Annotated in this window: 22 protein-coding genes; 12 read left to right on the forward strand and 10 right to left on the reverse strand. The window is 56.8% G+C overall.

Features of this window, described 5'->3' with window-relative positions; genetic code table 11:
- Positions 1–47 precede the first annotated feature (47 nt).
- Positions 48–1,355: a sulfurtransferase gene (locus tag RVY89_RS09800; protein WP_484827671.1), complete on the forward strand. Its 1,308-nt coding sequence runs from the start codon at positions 48–50 to the stop codon at positions 1,353–1,355.
- Here the strand turns inward: RVY89_RS09800 and RVY89_RS09805 are convergent.
- Positions 1,352–1,969, reverse strand: a complete 618-nt coding sequence (locus tag RVY89_RS09805) for a CDP-alcohol phosphatidyltransferase family protein (RefSeq protein ID WP_484827672.1) — start codon at positions 1,967–1,969, stop codon at positions 1,352–1,354. The genes RVY89_RS09800 and RVY89_RS09805 overlap by 4 nt on opposite strands.
- The gene (locus RVY89_RS09810) at positions 1,962–2,531 is read right to left on the reverse strand and encodes a carboxymuconolactone decarboxylase family protein (RefSeq protein WP_484827673.1); all 570 of its coding nucleotides are present in this window, start codon (positions 2,529–2,531) and stop codon (positions 1,962–1,964) included. The genes RVY89_RS09805 and RVY89_RS09810 overlap by 8 nt, the downstream gene beginning before the upstream one ends.
- Before the next feature lie 75 nt (positions 2,532–2,606).
- Between RVY89_RS09810 and RVY89_RS09815 the strand changes: the two genes are divergently transcribed.
- Positions 2,607–3,023, forward strand: coding sequence for a pyrimidine (deoxy)nucleoside triphosphate diphosphatase (locus tag RVY89_RS09815; RefSeq protein ID WP_484827674.1), 417 nt, complete (start codon positions 2,607–2,609; stop codon positions 3,021–3,023).
- On the opposite strand, the gene RVY89_RS09820 is transcribed toward RVY89_RS09815, so the two are convergent.
- Positions 2,983–3,261, reverse strand: a complete 279-nt coding sequence (locus RVY89_RS09820; protein ID WP_484827675.1) for a DUF1496 domain-containing protein — start codon at positions 3,259–3,261, stop codon at positions 2,983–2,985. The two genes, RVY89_RS09815 and RVY89_RS09820, sit on opposite strands and share 41 nt — an antisense overlap.
- A 229-nt stretch (positions 3,262–3,490) precedes the next feature.
- Between RVY89_RS09820 and gdhA the strand changes: the two genes are divergently transcribed.
- Positions 3,491–4,834 (forward strand): NADP-specific glutamate dehydrogenase, encoded by a 1,344-nt coding sequence (gene gdhA / locus RVY89_RS09825; RefSeq protein ID WP_484827676.1) that lies wholly within the window; start codon positions 3,491–3,493, stop codon positions 4,832–4,834.
- A gap of 71 nt (positions 4,835–4,905) precedes the next feature.
- Here gdhA and RVY89_RS09830 read toward each other — a convergent pair whose 3' ends face one another.
- From RVY89_RS09830 to RVY89_RS09840, 3 genes are all read right to left on the reverse strand, one after another.
- On the reverse strand, positions 4,906–6,813 hold the full coding sequence (locus RVY89_RS09830) for a DNA topoisomerase III (protein ID WP_484827677.1): 1,908 nt from the start codon (positions 6,811–6,813) through the stop codon (positions 4,906–4,908).
- A gap of 4 nt (positions 6,814–6,817) precedes the next feature.
- Positions 6,818–7,861 carry a selenide, water dikinase SelD gene (selD, locus tag RVY89_RS09835; RefSeq protein WP_008500702.1) on the reverse strand — a complete coding sequence of 348 codons (1,044 nt, stop codon included), beginning with the start codon at positions 7,859–7,861 and terminating at the stop codon, positions 6,818–6,820.
- Positions 7,862–7,977: 116 nt separating this feature from the next.
- The gene (locus tag RVY89_RS09840) at positions 7,978–8,529 is read right to left on the reverse strand and encodes an NAD(P)H nitroreductase (protein WP_484827678.1); all 552 of its coding nucleotides are present in this window, start codon (positions 8,527–8,529) and stop codon (positions 7,978–7,980) included.
- A 167-nt stretch (positions 8,530–8,696) separates the two neighbouring features.
- Here RVY89_RS09840 and sppA point away from each other — a divergent pair, with 167 nt between their 5' ends.
- The 4 genes from sppA to chiD all read left to right on the forward strand — a co-directional run bounded on the left by sppA (position 8,697) and on the right by chiD (position 13,760).
- Positions 8,697–10,553 (forward strand): signal peptide peptidase SppA, encoded by a 1,857-nt coding sequence (sppA, locus tag RVY89_RS09845; protein ID WP_484827679.1) that lies wholly within the window; start codon positions 8,697–8,699, stop codon positions 10,551–10,553.
- A 63-nt stretch (positions 10,554–10,616) separates the two neighbouring features.
- On the forward strand, positions 10,617–11,633 hold the full coding sequence (gene ansA / locus RVY89_RS09850; RefSeq protein WP_008500705.1) for an asparaginase: 1,017 nt from the start codon (positions 10,617–10,619) through the stop codon (positions 11,631–11,633).
- Between the two features lie 9 nt (positions 11,634–11,642).
- On the forward strand, positions 11,643–12,284 hold the full coding sequence (gene pncA, locus RVY89_RS09855) for a bifunctional nicotinamidase/pyrazinamidase (RefSeq protein ID WP_484827680.1): 642 nt from the start codon (positions 11,643–11,645) through the stop codon (positions 12,282–12,284).
- Positions 12,285–12,506: 222 nt separating this feature from the next.
- Positions 12,507–13,760 carry a chitinase ChiD gene (gene chiD / locus RVY89_RS09860; RefSeq protein WP_484827681.1) on the forward strand — a complete coding sequence of 418 codons (1,254 nt, stop codon included), beginning with the start codon at positions 12,507–12,509 and terminating at the stop codon, positions 13,758–13,760.
- A gap of 50 nt (positions 13,761–13,810) precedes the next feature.
- Here chiD and RVY89_RS09865 read toward each other — a convergent pair whose 3' ends face one another.
- The gene (locus tag RVY89_RS09865) at positions 13,811–14,083 is read right to left on the reverse strand and encodes a YeaC family protein (protein WP_484827682.1); all 273 of its coding nucleotides are present in this window, start codon (positions 14,081–14,083) and stop codon (positions 13,811–13,813) included.
- Positions 14,084–14,124: 41 nt separating this feature from the next.
- Positions 14,125–14,538, reverse strand: coding sequence for a peptide-methionine (R)-S-oxide reductase MsrB (msrB, locus tag RVY89_RS09870; protein ID WP_008500710.1), 414 nt, complete (start codon positions 14,536–14,538; stop codon positions 14,125–14,127).
- A 340-nt stretch (positions 14,539–14,878) separates the two neighbouring features.
- On the opposite strand from msrB, the gene gapA reads away from it, so the two are divergent.
- Together gapA and RVY89_RS09880 are read left to right on the forward strand one after the other, a co-directional pair.
- A complete protein-coding gene (gene gapA / locus RVY89_RS09875) occupies positions 14,879–15,874 on the forward strand; it encodes a glyceraldehyde-3-phosphate dehydrogenase (protein ID WP_023311257.1) in 996 nt (331 codons plus the stop codon).
- Between the two features lie 73 nt (positions 15,875–15,947).
- Positions 15,948–16,832 (forward strand): D-hexose-6-phosphate mutarotase, encoded by an 885-nt coding sequence (locus RVY89_RS09880; RefSeq protein WP_484827683.1) that lies wholly within the window; start codon positions 15,948–15,950, stop codon positions 16,830–16,832.
- Between the two features lie 78 nt (positions 16,833–16,910).
- Here RVY89_RS09880 and RVY89_RS09885 read toward each other — a convergent pair whose 3' ends face one another.
- Positions 16,911–17,657 carry a MipA/OmpV family protein gene (locus RVY89_RS09885; protein ID WP_484827684.1) on the reverse strand — a complete coding sequence of 249 codons (747 nt, stop codon included), beginning with the start codon at positions 17,655–17,657 and terminating at the stop codon, positions 16,911–16,913.
- Positions 17,658–18,087: 430 nt separating this feature from the next.
- Between RVY89_RS09885 and yeaG the strand changes: the two genes are divergently transcribed.
- The 3 genes from yeaG (at position 18,088) to RVY89_RS09900 (ending at position 21,979) form a co-directional block, all read left to right on the forward strand.
- Positions 18,088–20,022: a protein kinase YeaG gene (yeaG, locus tag RVY89_RS09890; RefSeq protein WP_008500713.1), complete on the forward strand. Its 1,935-nt coding sequence runs from the start codon at positions 18,088–18,090 to the stop codon at positions 20,020–20,022.
- 74 nt (positions 20,023–20,096) lie between these two features.
- Positions 20,097–21,380: a YeaH/YhbH family protein gene (locus RVY89_RS09895; protein WP_371897718.1), complete on the forward strand. Its 1,284-nt coding sequence runs from the start codon at positions 20,097–20,099 to the stop codon at positions 21,378–21,380.
- Between the two features lie 98 nt (positions 21,381–21,478).
- Complete coding sequence (locus RVY89_RS09900; protein ID WP_008500735.1) at positions 21,479–21,979, forward strand: YbaK/prolyl-tRNA synthetase associated domain-containing protein; 501 nt, start codon at positions 21,479–21,481, stop codon at positions 21,977–21,979.
- Between the two features lie 21 nt (positions 21,980–22,000).
- On the opposite strand, the gene yoaI is transcribed toward RVY89_RS09900, so the two are convergent.
- Positions 22,001–22,105: a small membrane protein YoaI gene (gene yoaI, locus RVY89_RS09905; RefSeq protein ID WP_111965575.1), complete on the reverse strand. Its 105-nt coding sequence runs from the start codon at positions 22,103–22,105 to the stop codon at positions 22,001–22,003.
- Positions 22,106–22,214 lie beyond the last annotated feature (109 nt).

Consider the following 22,214-nt stretch of genomic DNA (forward strand, 5'->3'; position numbering starts at 1 on the left):
GGGAGAGACGACAATGCCCCCCTCTTTTACTGACGTCAGGTTATTCGATGAAACGTGTTTCTCAACTGACCGCGCTGGCCCTGCTCTGTGGCCTCGCTTCCTTTTCCTCGCTGGCGGCTGATATGCCCAACGCCATCACGCTGTCTCAGCTTCAGGCACAGCACGGCACGCCTGTCGACACCCGCGCCAGCGCCTTCTATAACGGCTGGCCGCAGACGCTCAGCGGCCCCTCCGGGCATGAACCCGCCGCACTCAACCTTGCTGCCGCGTGGCTTAGCGCTATGAGCGATGAGCAGATTGCGGGCTGGGCAAAACGGCATCAGCTTATGCCTGCAACGGCCATCGCCCTGTACGGCGACGAGAACGATAACCGGGCGGTGAAAGCCCGCCTGGAGAAAGCCGGATACCGCCACGTTTCGCTGCTCAGCGACGCCCTGCAGACGCCCGACCGCCTTCAGCGCCTGCCCCATTTTGAACAGCTGGTTTACCCGCAGTGGATCCACCGGCTCCAGCAGGGTAAACCCGTGACCGCCGCGCCGTCGGGCGACTGGAAAGTGATTGAAGCCGCCTGGGGCGCACCGAAGTTTTACCTGCTGAACCACATTCCCGGCGCGGGCTATATCGACACCAACGAGGTGGAAAGCGAGCCGCTGTGGAATAAAGTCTCCGACGACAAGCTGAAAGCGATGCTGGCGAAGCACGGGATCCGTCACGACACCACCGTCATCTTGTATGGCCGCGACGTCTACGCCGCCGCGCGCGTGGCGCAGATTATGCTGTATGCGGGGGTGAAGGATTTGCGTATCCTCGACGGCGGCTGGAAGGCGTGGTCGGATGCTGGCCTGCCGGTTGAGCGCGGCACGCCCGGCAAAGTGACGCCAGCCCCCGATTTTGGCGCGCCGATCCCCGGCCAGCCGCAGCTAATGATGGATATGGAACAGGCGCGCGGCATGCTGCACCGTCAGGATGCCTCCCTGGTTAGCATTCGCTCGTGGCCGGAGTTTATCGGCAAAACCAGCGGCTACAGCTACATCAAGCCAAAAGGTGAAATTGCCGGTGCCCGCTGGGGCCACGCGGGCAGCGATGCTACCCACATGGAGGATTTCCATAACCCGGATGGCACCATGCGCAGCGCTGACGACATCGCCGCCCAGTGGAACCGCTGGAATATTCTGCCGGAACAGCACGTCGCGTTTTACTGCGGCACCGGCTGGCGGGCGTCCGAAACCTTTATGTACGCCCGGGCGATGGGCTGGAAGAATATCGCCGTCTATGACGGCGGCTGGTACGAATGGAGCAGTCATCCGCAGAACCCGGTAACGACCGGTGAGCGCGGGCCAGAAAGCGCTCTCTAAGGGTTGAGTGACTTAAGCGTCACGTAGCCGCTCCAGACGCGCGTTGTGGTGGTCAGCCAGCACAGCGCGCCGAATACCCACGCGAAAAGCGTAAAGTGCGCCGGGAAGAGGCAGCACAGCACAAACAGCGCGATGGTCTCCGTCCCTTCCGTTAACCCGCCGATGTAATAAAACGACTTGTGCGCATAGCCGGGGTTGTCGATGTCGTGCTTCGCGGCCAGCGCCGCAAACGCCAGAAAACTGCTGCCGGTCCCGATAAACGCAAACAGCAGCCAGGCGGCCGCCAGCGCATTCTCAACGGGTGCTGCCAGCGCAAAGCCAAACGGCACCAGGGCGTAGAACAGAAAGTCGAGCGCAATATCGAGAAATCCCCCCGCATCGGTCAGCCCTCTGCGGCGCGCCAGCGCCCCGTCCAGACCGTCCAGCAGTCGGTTCAGCACGATGGCGACCAGCGCCGCCGGATACCAGCCGAGAGCCAGAAACGGCAGCGCCAGCACGCCGATGGCAAACCCGGTCAGGGTTAATCCGTCGGGCGTTATCCCCGGTCGGTCCAGCACGGAGACCAGACGATTCAGGACGGGTTTTATTCGTGGATGGAGGTGGCGATCAAGCATGAGGCGTCTCGTTAAAGGTGGCGCACAGCCCCTGCGCCGGAATATCCAGCGCGGCGTTAAAGCGGGCAGAGAGATTCTGAAAGGCAATAAGCGCCGTCATCTCGGTGATGGCGTCATCCGTAAAGTGGCGCTTCAGCGCCGTTCTGATGGCCTCATCCGTCCGGGGCGGCGTGGCGGTCACCGCCTCGGCGTAGGCCAGCGCCGCGCGCTCCTGCTCGGTGAACAAAGTGGAATTCTGCCAGTCGCTCACGGCCTGCACCTTATCCAGCGCCCCGCAGCGCTCGGCCAGCCGCAGGCTGTTGGCATCAATACAGAAAGCGCAGTGGCAGAGCTGGGACACCCGCGTCATGAGCAGCGAACGAAGCACGGGCGTCAGGCGCGCGCGACGACGCTCCAGAAAACCGACGAACAGCGCCACCAGCCAGAACAGACGCGGCATGCGCCCCCACCAGCGCGTGGGATTCAGCACGGCGCCAAAGTGCTTTTTCTGCATGACGGCAATCGGTTTAAGGCTGGCGGGAAGGGATTCGATAGGGGCAACCCAGGCGGTAGTCTCTTTCACCTGATTCTCCTGATAGCTGGACTCTGAGAAAGGGCACGATAATATGTCTTTTTTTGCCATCAATTATTGACGACCATGCTGAAAACACTCGATGTCGTTGCCGCCATCATCGAAAAAGACGACAAAATTTTACTGGCGCAGCGCCCTGCCCACGCCGACCAGCCGGGCATGTGGGAATTTGCAGGCGGCAAAGTCGAGGCGGGTGAAACCCAGCCCGAGGCGCTTATCCGCGAGCTGCGTGAAGAGTTAGGTATTGATGCGCTGCCTGCGCAGTACGTGGCCAGCCACCAGCGCGAAGTCTCACAGCGGTTAATCAACCTGCACGCATGGCACGTTCCTGCGTTTAGCGGCGAGCTCACGGCGCACTACCACAGCGCGCTGGCGTGGTGTACGCCGGAAGAGGCGTTTGGCTACGCCTTAGCCCCCGCGGATATTCCGCTGCTGGAAGCGTTTATTGTTTTACGCGACGCCAGACCAGCGGGTTCGTGCTGATGGCGCGCTCGTCGCGCTGGCACTGCAATAGCACGCCTTCCGCCTTCACCACGGCCCCTTCCGAGTAGTTCTGATTCTGATAGATACAACACTGATTACAGGGTTGCACCGTTTGATTCTGGCCGCTGGAGCTAAACACTTCCGGCGGCACATTCACTTCCACATCCGGGCGAATGCGGTCAGCCTGCGCGGCTGCGGTAAAGATCGCACATAACGCGGTGAGTATATAACGGTTCATAGACACATCTTCCTGTTGTTCCCTTGATAATGACTATAACGGTAAACCGGCGCGGAACCTTTAATATATCTCGTCATCGCTTTTAGTTATGACTCCCGCCCTCTCATTAATTTCCCTTTCGCCCTAAATTTCTGCTTGCCAGACAAAGCAGTACGGGTGGTATAGTCAAAAAAACAACACAAAACGCATAAGTCATATACAAACATTATTATAAGAGGTTCTTATATCTATGGATCAGACACGCTCTCTGGAAAGTTTCCTTGCCCATGTTCAGCAGCGCGACCCGCACCAGAGCGAGTTCGCGCAGGCCGTGCGTGAAGTGATGACCACCCTGTGGCCCTTCCTTGAACAAAACCCGCGCTATCGCCAGATGTCGCTGCTTGAACGCCTTGTCGAGCCAGAGCGCGTGATCCAGTTCCGCGTGACGTGGGTTGACGATCGCAATCAGGTGCAGGTCAACCGCGCGTGGCGCGTACAGTTTAACTCGGCCATCGGTCCGTTTAAGGGCGGCATGCGTTTCCATCCGTCCGTGAACCTGTCGATTCTGAAATTCCTCGGCTTCGAGCAGACCTTTAAAAATGCGCTGACCACGCTGCCGATGGGCGGCGGGAAAGGCGGCAGCGATTTCGACCCGAAAGGCAAAAGCGAAGGCGAAGTGATGCGTTTCTGCCAGGCGCTGATGACAGAACTCTATCGCCATCTTGGTCCCGACACCGACGTTCCTGCCGGTGATATCGGCGTGGGCGGACGTGAAGTGGGCTTTATGGCCGGGATGATGAAAAAGCTCTCTAACAACAGCGCCTGCGTCTTTACCGGCAAAGGGCTGTCGTTTGGCGGGAGCCTGATCCGCCCTGAAGCAACCGGGTACGGCCTGGTTTACTTCACCGAGGCCATGCTCAAGCGTCACGGCCTGAGCTTCGAAGGCATGCGCGTCGCGGTGTCCGGCTCCGGTAACGTGGCGCAGTACGCGATTGAAAAAGCGATGCAGTTTGGCGCTCGCGTGGTCACCGCCTCTGACTCCAGCGGAACGGTGGTGGATGAAGCGGGCTTCACGGCAGAGAAGCTGGCGCGCCTGTGTGAAATTAAAGCCAGCCGCGATGGACGCGTGGCGGATTACGCCCGGGAGTTTGGCCTGACCTACCTGGAAGGGAAACAGCCGTGGGGCGTGCCGGTGGATATCGCCCTGCCGTGCGCCACCCAGAATGAGCTGGACGTGGACGCCGCGCGTACGCTGATTAGCAATGGCGTGAAGGCGGTAGCCGAAGGGGCGAATATGCCGACTACCATCGACGCGACGGATCTGTTCCTAGAAGCGGGCGTACTGTTTGCACCGGGCAAGGCCGCTAACGCGGGCGGCGTTGCAACCTCCGGCCTCGAGATGGCGCAAAACGCCGCGCGTCTCGGCTGGAAGGCGGAAAAAGTGGATGCGCGTCTGCACCACATCATGCTGGATATCCACCACGCATGCGTGGAGTACGGCGGCGAGGCGTCGCAAACCAACTACGTGCACGGCGCGAATATCGCCGGGTTCGTGAAGGTGGCGGATGCGATGATTGGGCAGGGTGTGATTTAAGGTTTATATCGTGCGGCCGGGTGTCCTCACACCGGCCCTCTCCCACAGGGAGAGGGAGAAAACGGGGCGAATCAGGCCGCGCTCTTCTTCTTTTTAAACGGTTTCTTCGCGCCGCTACCGGGTGCAACCATCCCTCTGAACGTTTTCACCGGCGTGCTGCGCGCCTGGTCGATCAGCTGGTAAAGCGTCCCGACCAGCGGCTGCATAAAGTCCTGGTAGCGGCACTGCTTCTCGCTGATCTGCGTTAGCACCGATTCCCAGTGTGCGGTCATGTCCGGCCTGGCGGCCAGCTCCGGCAGAGAGTGGATTAGCGCCCGGCCCGGTTCCGTTGAGTGGATGTAGCGTCCCTTTTTCTCCAGGAAGCCGCGCTTAAAGAGCAGCTCGATGATCCCCGCTCGCGTCGCTTCCGTACCCAGACCGTCGGTGGCGCGCAGGATCTTCTTCAGATCTTTATCCTGCACGAACCGGGCGATCCCGGTCATCGCCGACAGCAGCGTCGCATCGGTGAAATGGCGCGGCGGCTGGGTCTGCCGCTCCACCACTTCCCCTTTTTCACACAGCAGCTCATCGTCTTTGGAGACTACGGGCAGCGGCGTGCCGTCATTCTCTTCATCGCGTTCTTTGTTCCCCAGCAGCGTGCGCCAGCCTGCTTCTGCAAGGAAACGGGCTTTAGCAATGAATTTCCCTTTCGCGATTTCCAGTTCGATCACGCATTTGCGGAACACCGCGTCCGGGCAGAACTGCATCAGGTACTGGCGGGCGATCAGGTTATAGACCTTCGCTTCGTTGTCGGTCAGATTGACGCTGCTGGCGCGCGCCGTCGGGATAATCGCATGGTGGGCGTCCACCTTTTTGTCGTCCCAGCAGCGGTTATGGGTGTCCGGGTTCACCGCCGGCTGCGGCAGGAGATCCGGCGCGTGCACGCTAATGGCGTTCATCACCGAATGACGTCCAGCAAAATGCTCTTCCGGCAGATATCGGCTGTCCGAACGCGGATAGGTGATGAGCTTATGGGTTTCATAGAGCTTCTGGCAGATGTCCAGCACGTTCTGCGCGCTGAGGCCAAAGCGCTTCGCGGCCTCAATCTGCAGGGCCGACAGCGAAAAGGGCAGCGGCGCGGGTTCTGATTCCCGTTTATCGTTATAGCTGGTGACGATAGCGGGCTGTCCGGTAATGCGGTTAACCACATGCTCCGCCAGCGGACGGTGCAGCAAACGCCCCTCTTCATCCTGATACGACTCGCAGGCATCGCTCGGCTGCCAGACGGCGGTAAAGCGCTCATCTTTAGGCGTGACGATATGCGCTTTTACCTCAAAGAAATCTTTAGGGACGAAGTTCTCAATCTCTTCGTCGCGACGCACGACCAGCCCCAGCACCGGCGTCTGCACGCGCCCCACGGAGAGCACGCCCTGATAGCCCGCGTTGCGCCCGAGGATAGTATAGGCGCGGGTCATGTTGATCCCGTACAGCCAGTCGGCTCGGGCGCGGGCTAAAGCCGAGACGCACAGCGGAATAAACTCGCTGTTGGCGCGCAGGCGCGAAATGGCCCTCTCCACCGCCTGCGGGTTGAGGTCGTTAATCAGACAGCGCTGCACCTGCTGGCGCTTTTCCGGCGCCAGCTCAAGATAGTCCAGCACTTCATCCACCAGCAGTTGCCCTTCCCTGTCCGGGTCACCCGCATGCACGATTTCATTGGCTTCATACAGGAAGCGCTTGATCACGTTGAGCTGTTTGGTGACCGAAGGCCGGGGCTGCAGGCGCCATTTTTCAGGCACGATGGGCAGATCGTTTAAATTCCAGCGGGCGTAGCGGCTGTCATAGACATCCGGCTGCGCCTGCTCAAGCAGGTGACCGATACACCAGGTGACCACCTGCCCGTTACCGCATTCGATAAAGCCGTCGCCTTTGCGATGCGGCTTAGGCAGCACATCGGCAATGGCACGGGCCAGGCTCGGCTTTTCGGCAATAAACAACCGCATCGAATTAACGGATCTCAATCATCGGTCGGCCACCGCGCGCGGTCACCAGCTCGCCGATCGCCGTCAGGGTAATGCCGAACTCGGCGGCCGTGGCCTGGACCTCGGCTTCAGATTCTGGCGTCACCGCCAGCAGCAGGCCGCCGGAGGTTTGCGGATCGCACAGCAGGTTGCGCCACTCCTCAGGCATTTCGCCCATCAGGTGACCGTAGCTGGCGAAGTTGCGCTGGGTACCGCCCGGGACCGCGCCCTGAGCAATATACTCCTCCACGCCCGGCAGCTTCGGCACGTCCTGATACCAGACCTGCGCCTGCACGCCCGCGCCCTGGCACACTTCGGAGAGGTGCCCCAGCAGACCAAAACCGGTGACGTCGGTCATCGCCTTCACGCCGTCGATATTGGCAAACGCCGCACCGGCGAGGTTCATCTGGCACATGACTTCCGTTGCCAGCCCTTTGTGCTCCGGTTTCAGCAGGGACTTCTTCTCGGCGGTAGTCAGCACGCCAATGCCCAGCGGCTTGGTGAGGAACAGCTTGCAGCCCGCCTGCGCGGTGCTGTTGCGCTTCACGCGTTCGGTCGGGACCACGCCTGTGACGGCCAGGCCGAAGATAGGCTCCGGCGCATCGATAGAGTGACCACCGGCCAGCGCAATTCCCGCCTGCTGGCAGGCGAAACGGCCGCCATCAATCACTTCACGGGCCACTTCCGGCGGGATGGTGTTGATCGGCCAGCCCAGAATGGCGATCGCCATAATCGGCTTACCGCCCATGGCAAAGATATCGCTGATGGCGTTGGTGGCCGCAATGCGCCCGAAATCGAACGGATTGTCGACAATCGGCATAAAGAAGTCGGTGGTACTGATAATGCTGGTGCCGTTACCTAAGTCATAAACTGCAGCATCGTCGCGCGTTTCATTGCCGACAAGCAGGTTCGGGTCGACAAACTTCGCCTGTTCACTGTGCAGGATGGTCTCCAGCACTTTCGGGGAAATTTTACAACCGCAACCGGCTCCGTGGCTGTACTGCGTTAAACGAATGGTTTGCTCGCTCATGGACGTCTCCTGTCATCTCAATCGCGCTATGGTAGCGCTCATTCCATAAAGAGGTAAGTATGACTGTCTGAATTCTGCGGCAGATGCTCAGAATCCAGACAGTTTAGCGTGGGTTATCAGAAACGGCTGACGAAAGGCGTGGTGTCCGGCACGCTGATGGTGCTGGAGGCTTTAAGCTGCGGGGTACCGAGATAGAGGAAGCCGACAATTTTGTCATGCTCACCGCAGCCAAAACCGTCACGCACCGCCGGGCTTTCGGTCAGCGGACCGGTGCGCCAGATACCGTTGAAGCCCTGCGCGACGGCGGCCATTTGCATCGCCATTACCGCACAGCCCGCGGACATTTCCTGCTCCCAAACCGGGACCTTATGGTCGGCCTGACATTTCGCCACGACAGCTATAATCATCGGTGCACGGAACGGGGCATTGCGCGCCTTGTCGATGCCCTTCTCATCCTGCCCGGCGGCCACCGCGCCCTGCTCCAGCAGCTGGCTGAAGCGATCGCGGCCTTCGCCTTCAATCACAAAGAAGCGCCACGGCTGCAGCGTACCGTGATCGGGGGCACGCATGCCGGCACGCAGAATGTTCTCCAGCTGCTCGCCTGCAGGGGCAGGTTCGGCCAGACGGGAAGCGCTACGGCGGTTAACAAGCAGTTCGAGTGCGTCCATTGGTTAACTCCATTCTTGAAATTTACTCACAAAATTAACACGACGGCAGATTTTGTTACAGCCTGGCAGGCGATTCCTGCTGACAAGTGGCGGTTGGGTCATTACGATAACCCAACATTACCGTCCAGTGGCGACGGAAACAGTCATTTTCTGGTTAGGGAGAATACATGCGAACCCTTTGGCGAATTATTGCCGGTTTCTTTAAATGGACGTGGCGACTGCTCAACTTCGTCCGCAACCTGGTGATGAACATCTTCTTCATCCTGCTGGTTCTGGTTTGCGCGGGTATCTGGATGCACATCAGCAACGCGAATCAGGCGCAGCATTCGACTCGCGGGGCCCTGTTACTTGATATCACCGGCGTTATCGTTGATAAGCCGTCCACCAGCAGTCGCCTGAGCGTGATTGGTCGCCAGCTGTTTGGCGCAACATCAGATCGGCTGCAGGAAAATTCCCTGTTTGATATCGTCGATGCCATCCGTCAGGCCAAAGATGACCGCAACATCACCGGCATCGTGCTGGATCTGAAAGATTTTGCCGGAGGCGATCAGCCTTCAATGCAGTACATCGGTAAAGCGCTGCGCGAATTCCGCGACAGCGGCAAGCCGGTGATTGCCGTGGGCGACAGCTACAGCCAGGGACAATATTATCTGGCGAGCTTCGCCAATAAGATCTGGCTCTCCCCGCAGGGTACGGTCGATCTGCACGGCTTTGCCACCAACGGCCTGTACTACAAATCGCTGCTCGATAAGCTGAAGGTCACCACCCACGTCTTCCGCGTCGGCACGTACAAATCCGCCGTAGAGCCGTTTATCCGCGACGATATGTCCCCTGCCGCCCGCGAAGCGGACAGCCGCTGGATTGGTGAGCTGTGGCAGAACTATCTGGGTACCGTTGCCGCGAACCGTCAGATTACACCGGAGCAGGTGTTCCCTGGCGCGCAGGGCGTGCTGGAAGGCCTGCGTAAGGTTGACGGTGATACCGCGAAATATGCGCTCGATAACAAACTGGTTGATGCCCTGGGCACCAGCGCCGAGATTGAAAAGTCCCTGAGCAAACAGTTTGGCTGGAGCAAAGAGGACAAAAATTACAGCGCCATCAGCATGTATGATTACTCGACGAAGAAACCGAATGAGAGCGGTGATAGCGTCGCGGTGGTCTTTGCCAACGGTGCGATCATGGATGGTCAGGAGACGCCGGGGAACGTGGGCGGCGATACGACCGCGTCACAAATCCGCGATGCGCGCCTGGATCCGAAAGTGAAGGCGATTGTCCTGCGGGTCAACAGCCCTGGCGGTAGCGTCAGCGCCTCCGAGGTGATCCGCGCTGAACTGGCCGCGGCCCGCGCCGCCGGCAAGCCGGTCGTCGTTTCAATGGGCGGAATGGCCGCCTCCGGAGGTTACTGGATCTCAACGCCAGCCAACTACATCGTGGCTAACCCAAGCACGCTGACCGGCTCGATTGGCATCTTCGGGGTGATCAACACCGTAGAGAACAGCCTGGATTATCTGGGCGTGCATACCGACGGCGTAGCGACTTCTCCGCTGGCGGATGTTTCGGTGACCAAATCCCTGCCGCCGGAAGTCTCTGAGATGATGCAGCTCAGCATTGAAAACGGCTACAAACGCTTTATCACACTGGTCGCCAATTCTCGTAAAAAGACGCCTGAGCAGATCGACCAGATTGCACAGGGCCACGTCTGGACCGGTCAGGATGCGAAGAGCAACGGACTGGTGGACAGCCTGGGTGACTTCGATGACGCGGTGAAGAAAGCCGCCGAACTGGCGAAGCTGAAGCAGTGGCATATCGAGTATTACCAGGACGAGCCGTCGTTCTTCGATATGGTCATGGACAGCATGTCCGGCTCGGTACGCGCCATGCTGCCGGAGGCGATGCAGGCTTACCTGCCTGCGCCGGTCGCCACGGCAGCGAAAGCGATGAAGGCGGAAAGCGATAAGCTTGCGGCCTTTAACGATCCACAGAGTCGTTACGCGTTTTGCCTGACCTGCGCGAACGTCCGTTAAAAACCGTCCCCTCTTCCCACGAAGAGGGGATTTTTTTCTTTTGAAGAACAAGAACTCACTACCATGCAGAAGAAATCGATTTATGTAGCCTACACTGGCGGTACCATCGGTATGCAGCGCTCCGAAAACGGCTATATCCCCGTCTCCGGCCACCTTCAGCGTCAGCTTGCGCTGATGCCCGAATTCCACCGTCCGGAAATGCCTGACTTTACTATCCACGAATACGAGCCGCTGATGGACTCCTCCGACATGACGCCGGAAGACTGGCAGCACATCGCGGATGACATTAAAGCCCATTACGACCAGTACGACGGCTTCGTGATCCTGCACGGCACCGACACCATGGCGTTTACCGCCTCGGCGCTCTCCTTCATGCTGGAGAACCTGAGCAAGCCGGTTATCGTCACCGGGTCGCAAATTCCGCTGGCGGAGCTGCGTTCAGACGGGCAGATCAACCTGCTGAATTCCCTGTACGTAGCGGCGAATTACCCGATTAACGAAGTGTCGCTGTTCTTTAATAACCGTCTGTATCGCGGCAACCGCACCACCAAAGCCCATGCCGACGGCTTTGACGCCTTTGCCTCGCCAAACCTGCAGCCGCTGCTGGAGGCCGGGATTCATATCCGTCGTCTGGGAACTCCTCCTGCGCCGAACACCGCGGGCGAGCTGATTGTGCATCCGATTACTCCGCAACCGATTGGCGTGGTCACTATCTACCCGGGTATCTCTGCCGACGTGGTGCGTAACTTCCTGCGCCAGCCGGTGAAGGCGCTGATCCTGCGCTCCTACGGCGTGGGCAATGCGCCACAGAACGGCGAATTCCTGAAAGAGCTTCAGGAAGCCAGCGAGCGCGGAATTGTGGTGGTGAACCTGACCCAGTGTATGTCCGGTAAAGTGAATATGGGCGGCTATGCCACCGGTAACGCGCTGGCGCATGCGGGGGTCATCAGCGGCTTCGATATGACCGTTGAGGCAACGCTAACTAAACTTCACTATTTACTGAGTCAGGATCTGGACATTCAGTCCATTCGCAGCGCGATGATGCAAAACCTGCGCGGCGAACTGACGCCTGACGAATAAGGAGGTCTCATGAAGCAACGCGCCCTGCTCCTGGTCGATTTGCAAAATGATTTCTGCGCGGGCGGTGCGCTGGCCGTCGCCGAAGGTGACAGCACCGTTGACGTGGCGAACACGCTGATTGACTGGAGCAAGACCCGCGGTGAAGCGGTTGTCGCAAGCCAGGACTGGCACCCGGCGAATCACGGCAGCTTTGCCAGCCAGCACAACGTCGAGCCGTTCACACAGGGGGAACTCGACGGGCTGGCGCAAACCTTCTGGCCGGATCACTGCGTACAGCAGACGGAAGGCGCGGCGCTGCATCCGCTCCTGAATCAAAAGGCCATCGACGCAGTGTTCCACAAAGGCGAAAATCCGGCTATCGACAGCTATAGCGCGTTTTTTGATAACGGGCATCGTCAGAAAACCGCTCTCGATGCGTGGTTGCGTCACCACGAAATCACCGAGCTGATTGTGCTGGGGCTGGCAACGGACTACTGCGTGAAGTTCACCGTGCTGGATGCGCTTCAGTTAGGCTACACCGTCAGCGTTATCACCGACGGCTGCCGCGGGGTGAACATTCAACCGCAGGACAGCGCTCAGGCGTTTATGGATATGGCTGCGGAAGGCGCGACGCTGTATACGCTCGAAGACTGGCTGGAGACGCAGGCTTAGGCCTTTTAAGCCGGGTGGCGGCTGCGCCTTACCCGGCCTACTTCTTTGGTTTTGTAGGCCGGGTAAGCGTCAGCGCCACCCGGCAAAACTCCCCCTCCGATTCCCATAAAGTGAACTCCCTCGCAACCTCAGCGAAGCGGCAGTGCTATTCTCTTTAGGCTGTTTTTTCGCCACGCCTTTTCCGTGGCGTGGTTAATTTTATTAAGTCAAAGAGGAACTTGTATGAAACGTTTGCCCTTGCTGGCAGCATTACCCTTGCTTTGCGCGTCAGTTGCCTCCGCCAGTTCCCTGATGTCCGTGGGCTACTTTAACGGGGGTGGCGATGTCACCGCCGGACCGGGTGGCGATATCAATAAACTGGACGTTCGCCAGATCACCCACCTGAACTACTCGTTTGGTCTGGTCTATAACGACGAAAAAGAAGAAACCAACGCCGCGCTGAAAGATCCGGCGAAGCTGCATCAAATCTGGCTATCGCCAAAAGTGGCGTCCGATCTGGCCTTAATCCCCACTCTGCGTAAGCAAAACCCGAACCTCAAGGTGCTGCTTTCCGTTGGCGGCTGGGGCGCTCGTGGCTTCTCTGGCGCAGCGGCAACCAAAGAGACGCGCGCGGTGTTTATCCGCTCCGCGCAGGAGATTGTCGACAAATACGGCCTGGACGGGATCGACCTCGACTGGGAGTATCCGGTCAACGGCGCATGGGGGCTGGTGGCAAGCCAGCCCGCCGACAGGGATAACTTTACCGCCCTGCTGAAGGAGATGCGCGACGCGTTCGGGCATAAAAAGCTGGTCACCATTGCGGTAGGTGCGAATGCGGAAAGTCCGAAAAGCTGGGTGGATGTGAAAGCGATTGCGCCCCTGCTCGACTATATCAACCTGATGACCTACGACATGGCGTACGGCACGCAGTACTTCAATGCCAACCTGTATGACTCCAGCGCCTGGCCGACGGTGGCCGCCGCGGACAAATACAGCGTCGATTTTGTGGTGAACAACTATCTGGCCGCCGGGCTGAAGCCGCAGCAGATGAACCTCGGGATTGGTTTCTATGGCCGCGTACCGAAACGCGCCGTGGAGCCGGGGATCGACTGGACAAAACCGGATGCGCAAAATAATCCGGTAACCCAGCCCTACTTCGGGCCGCAGGAGATCGGGTTGTTCAAGTCACTCGGCTATGACCTGACCAAAGATACCTACGTGAAGTACAACGATATCGTCAAAAAGCTGCTGAACGATCCGCAGAAGCGCTTTACCGAGCACTGGGACGACCAGGCAAAAGTGCCATGGCTCTCGGTGAAGGGTGCCGATGGCAACGCGCTGTTTGCGATTTCGTATGAGAACCCACGCTCCGTTGCGATCAAAGCGGACTACATCAAAAAGAAAGGTCTCGCCGGAGCGATGTTCTGGGAGTACGGGGCTGATGACAACAATCAGTTAGCGAAACAGCTGGCGGCGTCGCTCGGGATTAAGCACTAAGGCGTATGTGCCGGGTGGCGCTAGCGCTTACCCGGCCTACACGGAGAGCGTTATTTGAAGGTCGCAATCGGCTTCGGCGTGATACCGAAGTCCTCTTTCAGCTCACGCTTGCTCTTCATCACCATCTGGCCCTGGGTGTCGATAGTCATGTGCTGCGCATCGGTGTTATTGCGCGCCTGCCACAGCATCACCAGCTGTAGGCTGTTCTCTTTTTGCTCCGGGGTCAGCGCGACGCCATCGGGCCATTTTCCCAGCTCTACGGCGGTCACCAGACGCTGATAAATTTCCGGCGTCATACCGCTAATCATGTCTTCAATATTCACAATCCCGCCCTTTCAAAGGAATAATTTGCTGAATCGTTTTTTCAACCCTTGATCTGGTCGCCATTCTCATCATCGGTGAAGCTCATTGAGGCTGAATTCACGCAGAAACGCTCGCCCGTTGGCTGAGGGCCATCCGGGAAGACGTGACCAAGGTGCGCATCGCAGTTGCCGCAGCGAATTTCCGTGCGCACCATGCCGTGCGACGAGTCGGTCAGATAGCGGATGGCCTCATCGCTCACCGGCTCGTAAAAGCTCGGCCAGCCGCAGCCTGAATCAAATTTCGTTTGTGAATTGAACAGCGGTGCATCACAGACCAGGCAGTGGTAGACACCGTCCCGCTTGTTGTGCAGCAGGCGCCCGGTGAACGGCGGTTCCGTTCCGTGATTCTGCGTCACGTAAAACTGCATTTCTGTGAGGTTTTTTTTCAAATCGTCAGGGTTACGTTGGTTCGACATATGCTTACATCTCGCTGTAGAAACAGACATCTTTTACCCCGCATTCTAACAAAACATTAACACCCTTGCGTGCACTTTTGATCTAAACTTATGTGTCGCGAAAAGGCGGTCAGGCAATTGTGATCATATTCACATTTTTATCCTGCGAGGACTTTAAAATCCCGGCGCAGCCCCCATATGGGTGCAAGCTCAAAGGGAAAGTGAGGCGAGTCAGTCGCACAAACGTTAGTCACAGGATTGATTTGTCGCAATGATTGACACGATTCCGCTTGACGCTGCGTAAGGTTTTTGTAATTTTACAGGCAACCTTTTATTCACTAACAAATAGCTGGTGGAATATATGACTATCAAAGTAGGTATCAACGGTTTTGGCCGTATCGGCCGTATTGTTTTCCGTGCTGCTCAGAAACGTTCTGACATCGAAATCGTTGGTATCAACGATCTCCTGGACGCTGAATACATGGCGTACATGCTGAAGTACGACTCAACTCACGGTCGTTTCGACGGCACCGTTGAAGTGAAAGACGGCCACCTGGTTGTTAATGGCAAAACCATCCGCGTTACTGCTGAAAAAGACCCAGCTAACCTGAAATGGAACGAAATCGGTGTTGACGTTGTTGCTGAAGCAACCGGTATCTTCCTGACCGACGAAACTGCGCGTAAACACATCACCGCTGGTGCGAAGAAAGTTGTTCTGACTGGTCCTTCCAAAGACAACACCCCAATGTTCGTTCGTGGTGCAAACTTCGAAACTTACGCTGGCCAGGATATCGTGTCTAACGCATCCTGCACCACCAACTGCCTGGCACCGCTGGCAAAAGTTATCAACGACAACTTCGGCATCATCGAAGGTCTGATGACTACCGTTCACGCAACCACCGCTACTCAGAAAACCGTTGATGGCCCGTCTCACAAAGACTGGCGCGGCGGCCGTGGCGCGGCTCAGAACATCATCCCATCCTCTACCGGTGCTGCTAAAGCTGTAGGTAAAGTACTGCCAGAACTGAATGGCAAACTGACTGGTATGGCGTTCCGCGTTCCAACTCCTAACGTATCCGTTGTTGACCTGACCGTTCGTCTGGAAAAAGCTGCTTCTTATGAAGAAATTAAGAAAGCAATCAAAGCTGCTTCCGAAGGCGCAATGAAAGGCGTTCTGGGCTACACCGAAGACGACGTTGTATCTACCGATTTCAACGGCGAAATCTGCACTTCAGTATTCGATGCTAAAGCGGGTATCGCACTGAACGACAACTTCGTTAAACTGGTTTCCTGGTACGACAACGAAACTGGCTACTCTAACAAAGTACTGGACCTGATCGCTCACATCTCCAAATAAGTTGAGATGAGTGCTTGATCCAAAAAGGCGACCTCGGTCGCCTTTTTTTATTTATAAGACAGAGGATTGCTTAATGATTAATAAAATTTTTGCACTTCCGGTAGTCGAACAACTTACCCCTGTGCTCTCCCGCCGCCAGATTGACGGTGCTGACGTTATCGTCGTTGACCATCCACGCGTTAAGGCCTCCGTGGCGCTGAACGGCGCCCACCTGCTCTCCTGGAAACCGGAAGGCGAAGCTGAAGGCTTGTGGCTGAGCGATGCGACCTCTTTCAAAAAAGGGGCAGCGATCCGCGGCGGCGTACCGATCTGCTGGCCGTGGTTCGGCCCTTCCGCACAGCAGGGTTTGCCTTCTCACGGGTTTGCCCGTAACCAGCAGTGGACGCTGAAAGCGCACAACGAAGATGACAACGGCGCCGTGCTGACCTTTGAGCTGCAGGCTAATGATGAAACCCGTGCCCTCTGGCCGCACGATTTCACCCTGTACGCCCGCTTTAAGCTGGGTAAAACCTGTGAAATCGAACTGGAAGCCCACGGCGAGTTCGAAACCACCGCGGCCCTGCATACCTACTTCAACGTGGGTGATATTAGCGCAGTGAAGGTGAGCGGCCTTGGCGATACCTTTATCGACAAAGTTGATAACGCCAAAGAAGGGAAGCTGAGCGACGGCGTACAAACGTTCCCTGACCGTACCGATCGCGTCTACCTGCACCCGGAAGCGTGCAGCGTGATCCACGACGGTGCCCTGAATCGCGGCATTGAAGTGGTCCACCATCATCACAGCGACGTAGTGGGCTGGAACCCGGGTCCTGCGCTGTCCGTCAGCATGGCCGACATGACGGATGAGGGTTATAAAACGTTTGTCTGCGTGGAAACAGCCTGTGTGACCACCCCGCAGAAAGCCAGTGAAGAAAAACCGTCTCGCTTAGGGCAGACGATTCGCATTATTAAGCGATAATTCCCCTGCACCACACTAAAGCAAACGGGGCGCAAGCGCCCCGTTTTGATGCATAGATTGCACTAAATTAATGCACAATCAGAACTTGTAGCTCACGCCGACAGAGAAAATACCTGCCCAGGACTTATCGACCATCGGGCTATCCTTCACTTCATCGCTCAGACGCTCGTAGCGGCCGGTGCCGTACACGCTCCAGTCGCCAAGGAAGTTGTAGCTCGCGGTCAGCTCCAGGTAAGGATCCCAGCCGTCATCTGCACTGTAGCTTTTCAGACCACTGCGGCGGGACTCGTTTTTAGAGACGCCGTAGTAGTAGTCATTGTAGTTCTCGCTGTTGTACTGCACACCGATACCCGGCGTCAGGGTGAGCCCACCGTTGGTGTAGCGGTACAACCACGCCAGATCCCAGATAAAGCCATTGCTGTTATCCAGCGTGTCGCCCGCCAGGGCCGTACGCAGGAAGCCATACTCGGTGTTATGCACGTATGAGAGCCCGGCCATCATCGAGCTTCTGCGCTTGTCGAGCTGGCGAAGCGCGTGGCTGTCGCTGTCACCCGGCTTGAAGTGCGTTGGGTCGTAGTAGGCCATGATGGAGAGCTTATCGGCCTTATCGTTCCAGAGATAGTAGCCGCCGCCGAGCCCGCGGAACCAGAAGTTATCGCCTTCATAAGTGATAACGGGAACAGGATAAACATCTCGGTCATACTGTTTGTACGGGCTGTTAATGACGCCAACACCCGCGCCTACCGTCCACTGACTTTCCGCCTGTGCGGTGCTTACTGCGGTCGCGGCAAGGATGCCTAATGCCAGAAGTTTGAGTTTGGTCACAATCCATTCTTTCCTGTAGTCAAATAATCAGCGGGTGAAGTGTAACCGCCATTCCCGTACATCCCAAAATTTTTTGCCTGCTAATCAGCCTGATTAACCCATTATTTTTAACTTATCAGATGACAACCTGCTTTCATTTACATGACCGCTGAATGAAAAACGTGCATTTGTCTTATAACGACAGTGGAAATTTTTGGATGAGTTATTGATATGTCATTGAAAGTAGATTTTGTGGGCATGCAAGTTTTGCAAATGCCATCTACGCTTTAATTTAAGAAGAGTTTTCCTGAACACCTGCGGTTCTTAGCGTCTGACCTGGCACACAGGTTGCTGCTCTGGCAGTGAGGTGCGAGAGATTCTCTTCCGGGAGCCTCCACTACTCATACGAACGGCTCTTATCCTGTGCTAAAAAACGAAAGGACGGCATGCCATGAATATATTCGATCACTATCGCCAGCGCTATGAAGCTGCCAAGGACGAAGAGTTCACACTGCAGGAGTTTCTTACCATCTGTCGGCAAGATCGCAGTGCCTATGCCAATGCGGCAGAACGGCTATTGATGGCTATTGGTGAGCCAAACATGGTTGACACTGCCCTGGAGCCTCGGCTTTCCCGTCTCTTTTCGAATCGGGTGGTCGCCCGATACCCGGCGTTTGAAGAGTTCTATGGTATGGAAGATGCCATCGAACAGATTGTCTCCTATCTGAAGCATGCCGCTCAGGGTCTGGAAGAGAAGAAACAGATCCTCTATTTACTCGGCCCGGTGGGCGGCGGTAAATCCTCGCTCGCTGAACGCCTGAAGTCGCTGATGCAGCGCGTGCCTATCTATGTGCTGAGTGCCAACGGTGAACGCAGCCCGGTGAACGACCATCCGCTGTGCCTGTTCAATCCGCAGGAAGATGCGCAAATTCTGGATAAAGAATACGGTATCCCGCGTCGCTATCTCGGTACCATCATGTCGCCGTGGGCGGCAAAACGCCTGCACGAGTTTGGGGGCGACATCACCAAATTCCGCGTGGTGAAAGTCTGGCCGTCCATCCTTGAACAGATCGCCATCGCCAAAACGGAACCCGGCGATGAGAACAACCAGGATATTTCGGCGCTGGTCGGTAAAGTCGACATCCGTAAGCTGGAAAACTTCGCGCAAAACGATCCGGATGCCTACGGTTACTCCGGCGCGCTGTGCCGCGCGAACCAGGGGATTATGGAGTTCGTCGAGATGTTTAAAGCGCCAATCAAGGTGCTGCATCCGCTGCTGACGGCGACTCAGGAAGGCAACTACAACGGGACGGAAGGTATCTCCGCCCTGCCGTTTAACGGGATTATTCTCGCCCACTCGAACGAATCTGAATGGGTGACCTTCCGTAATAACAAAAACAATGAGGCCTTCCTTGACCGCGTGTACATCGTCAAGGTGCCTTACTGCCTGCGGATCTCCGAAGAGATCAAAATTTACGAGAAACTGCTTAACCACAGCGAGCTGGTGCACGCACCCTGCGCGCCCGGCACGCTGGAAACGCTGTCACGCTTCTCCATCCTTTCGCGTCTGAAAGAGCCGGAAAACTCCAGCATCTATTCGAAAATGCGCGTCTATGACGGTGAAAGCCTGAAAGACACCGACCCGAAAGCGAAGTCGTATCAGGAATACCGCGACTATGCCGGGGTTGATGAGGGGATGAACGGTCTGTCCACGCGTTTCGCGTTTAAGATCCTCTCCCGCGTCTTTAACTTCGACCATGCGGAAGTGGCGGCCAACCCGGTTCATCTGTTCTACGTGCTGGAGCAGCAAATCGAGCGCGAACAGTTCCCGCAGGAGCAGGCTGAACGCTACCTTGAGTTCCTCAAAGGTTACCTGATCCCGAAATACGCCGAGTTTATTGGCAAAGAGATCCAGACGGCCTACCTGGAATCCTATTCAGAGTACGGGCAGAACATTTTCGACCGTTACGTTACCTACGCTGACTTCTGGATCCAGGATCAGGAGTACCGCGACCCGGATACCGGCCAGCTGTTTGACCGTGAATCCCTGAACGCGGAGCTGGAAAAAATCGAGAAGCCTGCCGGGATCAGCAACCCGAAAGACTTCCGTAACGAGATTGTGAACTTCGTCCTGCGCGCCAGAGCGCATAACAACGGGCGCAATCCGAACTGGACCAGCTACGAGAAACTGCGCACGGTCATTGAGAAGAAGATGTTCTCCAATACCGAAGAGCTGCTGCCGGTGATCTCGTTTAACGCCAAAACCTCAACCGATGAACAGAAAAAACACGACGATTTTGTCGACCGTATGATGGAAAAAGGCTACACCCGCAAACAGGTCCGCCTGCTCTGCGAATGGTACCTGCGCGTGCGTAAATCGTCTTAAAACAAGTGCCCGGCGGCGTTCAGCGCCTGCCGGGCCTACAAAATGCAAGTTGGCAAATGCAGTACGGGGGGTATATGACCTGGTTTATTGACCGGCGTCTTAACGGCAAAAACAAGAGCACGGTGAACCGCCAGCGCTTCTTGCGTCGTTATAAAGCGCAAATTAAACAGTCTATCTCCGAGGCCATCAACAAACGCTCGGTGACCGACGTCGACAGCGGCGAGTCTGTCTCCATCCCCACCGATGACATCAGCGAACCGATGTTTCATCAGGGGCGAGGCGGCCTGCGCCATCGCGTACACCCAGGTAATGACCACTTCGTTCAGAACGACAGAATTGAGCGTCCTCAGGGCGGCGGCGGTGGTTCAGGAAGCGGTCAGGGACAGGCCAGCCAGGACGGTGAAGGTCAGGACGAATTTGTCTTCCAGATTTCGAAAGATGAATATCTCGATTTACTGTTCGAAGACCTGGCGCTGCCGAATCTGAAAAAGAATCAGCATCGTCAGCTTAATGAATATAAAACCCACCGCGCGGGCTATACCGCCAACGGCGTGCCCGCCAACATCAGCGTCGTACGTTCGCTGCAGAATTCGCTGGCGCGACGCACGGCCATGACGGCAGGAAAACGGCGCGAGCTTCGCGAGCTGGAGAGCAGCCTTAAGGTGGTGGAAAACACGGAACCGGCGCAACTGCTGGAAGAGGAGCGCCTGCGTAAAGAGATTGCAGAGCTGAGGGCGAAGATCGAACGGGTACCGTTCATCGACACCTTTGACCTGCGCTACAAGAACTACGAAAAACGCCCTGAGCCCTCCAGCCAGGCGGTGATGTTCTGTCTGATGGACGTGTCCGGCTCGATGGATCAGGCCACCAAGGATATGGCGAAGCGTTTTTATATTCTGCTCTACCTGTTCCTGAGCAGAACCTATAAGAACGTGGAGGTGGTCTATATCCGCCACCACACCCAGGCGAAGGAGGTGGATGAACATGAGTTCTTCTACTCGCAGGAGACCGGGGGCACCATCGTCTCGAGCGCGCTGAAGCTGATGGATGAAGTGGTGAAAGAGCGTTACGACCCGTCGCAGTGGAATATTTATGCTGCGCAGGCGTCGGACGGCGATAACTGGGCCGACGACTCGCCGCTGTGTCATGAGATCCTGGCGAAGAAAATTCTGCCGGTCGTGCGTTACTACAGCTATATCGAAATCACCCGCCGCGCGCACCAGACCCTGTGGCGGGAGTATGAGCATCTGCAGGCGATGTTCGATAATTTTGCCATGCAGCATATCCGTGATCAGGATGATATTTATCCGGTGTTCAGGGAGCTGTTCCACAAGCAATCTTCTACCAGCAACGCATAACCCAACAGCCAGCGAACGCGCTGGCTGTTTTCTTTCGACCCCGCTCATCCCGTGCTAATGTAGAACGCTGCATACTGGATTATCACCGGGAAATCGTTATGACTGACGACGTTATTGGAACAGGAACCCACCAGCAGCTCATTACCTTACTCACCGAGCAGGGCGCGCGGTTTCGCGTTATGGAGCACGAGGCGGTCGGGAAATGTGAAGCGGTAAGTGAAATTCGCGGAACCGATCTGCGGCAAGGCGCCAAAGCACTGGTCTGCAAGGTGAAGGGAAACGGCGTAAAAAAACACGTTCTGGCGATTCTGGCCGCCGACCTACAGGCTGACCTGAGCCAGCTTGCCAGCCATTTTGGCGGGCTAAAGGCCTCCCTCGCCAGCCCGGCCGAAGTCGATGCCCTGACCGCCTGCGTTTTCGGCGCTATCCCGCCCTTTAGCTTTCATCCTGACCTGGCGCTGGTTGCTGACCCGCTGCTGTTTGAGCGCTTTGACGAAATCGCGTTTAACGCCGGCCTGCTGGAGAAATCCGTGATTATGGATACCCAGGACTACCTGCGCATCGCCCGTCCTGAGCTCGTCACCTTCCATAAAGCGTAACTGCGATGGCTGGCGCTCCTGTCAGCCTTTTCGTTCCAGAAAAAGCACGGAGGCAACGAGAATAGCGGCAATAGCGAAAAACGATGAGGAGATAATCAGCGTTTCAACAAACATGTGATCGTTCATGATGGCGACCCCTTTTGCGATATCTGCTTTCGTTTTAATCTGCGTAAATGACAAGGTTATGACAACGACAAAATCTTTTTAAAACTGTTCTCTGCCGCGTTTGCGCGTA

Source organism: Enterobacter sp. 3U4, from assembly GCF_057224565.1.

Coding starts and splice junctions, on each gene's coding strand:
- RVY89_RS09800 (WP_484827671.1), top strand. CDS start 48: ATGAAACGTGTTTCTCAACTGACCGCGCTGGCCCTGCTCTGTGGCCTC.
- RVY89_RS09805 (WP_484827672.1), bottom strand. CDS start 1,969: ATGCTTGATCGCCACCTCCATCCACGAATAAAACCCGTCCTGAATCGT.
- RVY89_RS09815 (WP_484827674.1), top strand. CDS start 2,607: ATGCTGAAAACACTCGATGTCGTTGCCGCCATCATCGAAAAAGACGAC.
- RVY89_RS09820 (WP_484827675.1), bottom strand. CDS start 3,261: ATGAACCGTTATATACTCACCGCGTTATGTGCGATCTTTACCGCAGCC.
- gdhA (WP_484827676.1), top strand. CDS start 3,491: ATGGATCAGACACGCTCTCTGGAAAGTTTCCTTGCCCATGTTCAGCAG.
- RVY89_RS09830 (WP_484827677.1), bottom strand. CDS start 6,813: ATGCGGTTGTTTATTGCCGAAAAGCCGAGCCTGGCCCGTGCCATTGCC.
- selD (WP_008500702.1), bottom strand. CDS start 7,861: ATGAGCGAGCAAACCATTCGTTTAACGCAGTACAGCCACGGAGCCGGT.
- RVY89_RS09840 (WP_484827678.1), bottom strand. CDS start 8,529: ATGGACGCACTCGAACTGCTTGTTAACCGCCGTAGCGCTTCCCGTCTG.
- sppA (WP_484827679.1), top strand. CDS start 8,697: ATGCGAACCCTTTGGCGAATTATTGCCGGTTTCTTTAAATGGACGTGG.
- ansA (WP_008500705.1), top strand. CDS start 10,617: ATGCAGAAGAAATCGATTTATGTAGCCTACACTGGCGGTACCATCGGT.
- pncA (WP_484827680.1), top strand. CDS start 11,643: ATGAAGCAACGCGCCCTGCTCCTGGTCGATTTGCAAAATGATTTCTGC.
- chiD (WP_484827681.1), top strand. CDS start 12,507: ATGAAACGTTTGCCCTTGCTGGCAGCATTACCCTTGCTTTGCGCGTCA.
- msrB (WP_008500710.1), bottom strand. CDS start 14,538: ATGTCGAACCAACGTAACCCTGACGATTTGAAAAAAAACCTCACAGAA.
- gapA (WP_023311257.1), top strand. CDS start 14,879: ATGACTATCAAAGTAGGTATCAACGGTTTTGGCCGTATCGGCCGTATT.
- RVY89_RS09880 (WP_484827683.1), top strand. CDS start 15,948: ATGATTAATAAAATTTTTGCACTTCCGGTAGTCGAACAACTTACCCCT.
- yeaG (WP_008500713.1), top strand. CDS start 18,088: ATGAATATATTCGATCACTATCGCCAGCGCTATGAAGCTGCCAAGGAC.
- RVY89_RS09895 (WP_371897718.1), top strand. CDS start 20,097: ATGACCTGGTTTATTGACCGGCGTCTTAACGGCAAAAACAAGAGCACG.
- RVY89_RS09900 (WP_008500735.1), top strand. CDS start 21,479: ATGACTGACGACGTTATTGGAACAGGAACCCACCAGCAGCTCATTACC.
- yoaI (WP_111965575.1), bottom strand. CDS start 22,105: ATGAACGATCACATGTTTGTTGAAACGCTGATTATCTCCTCATCGTTT.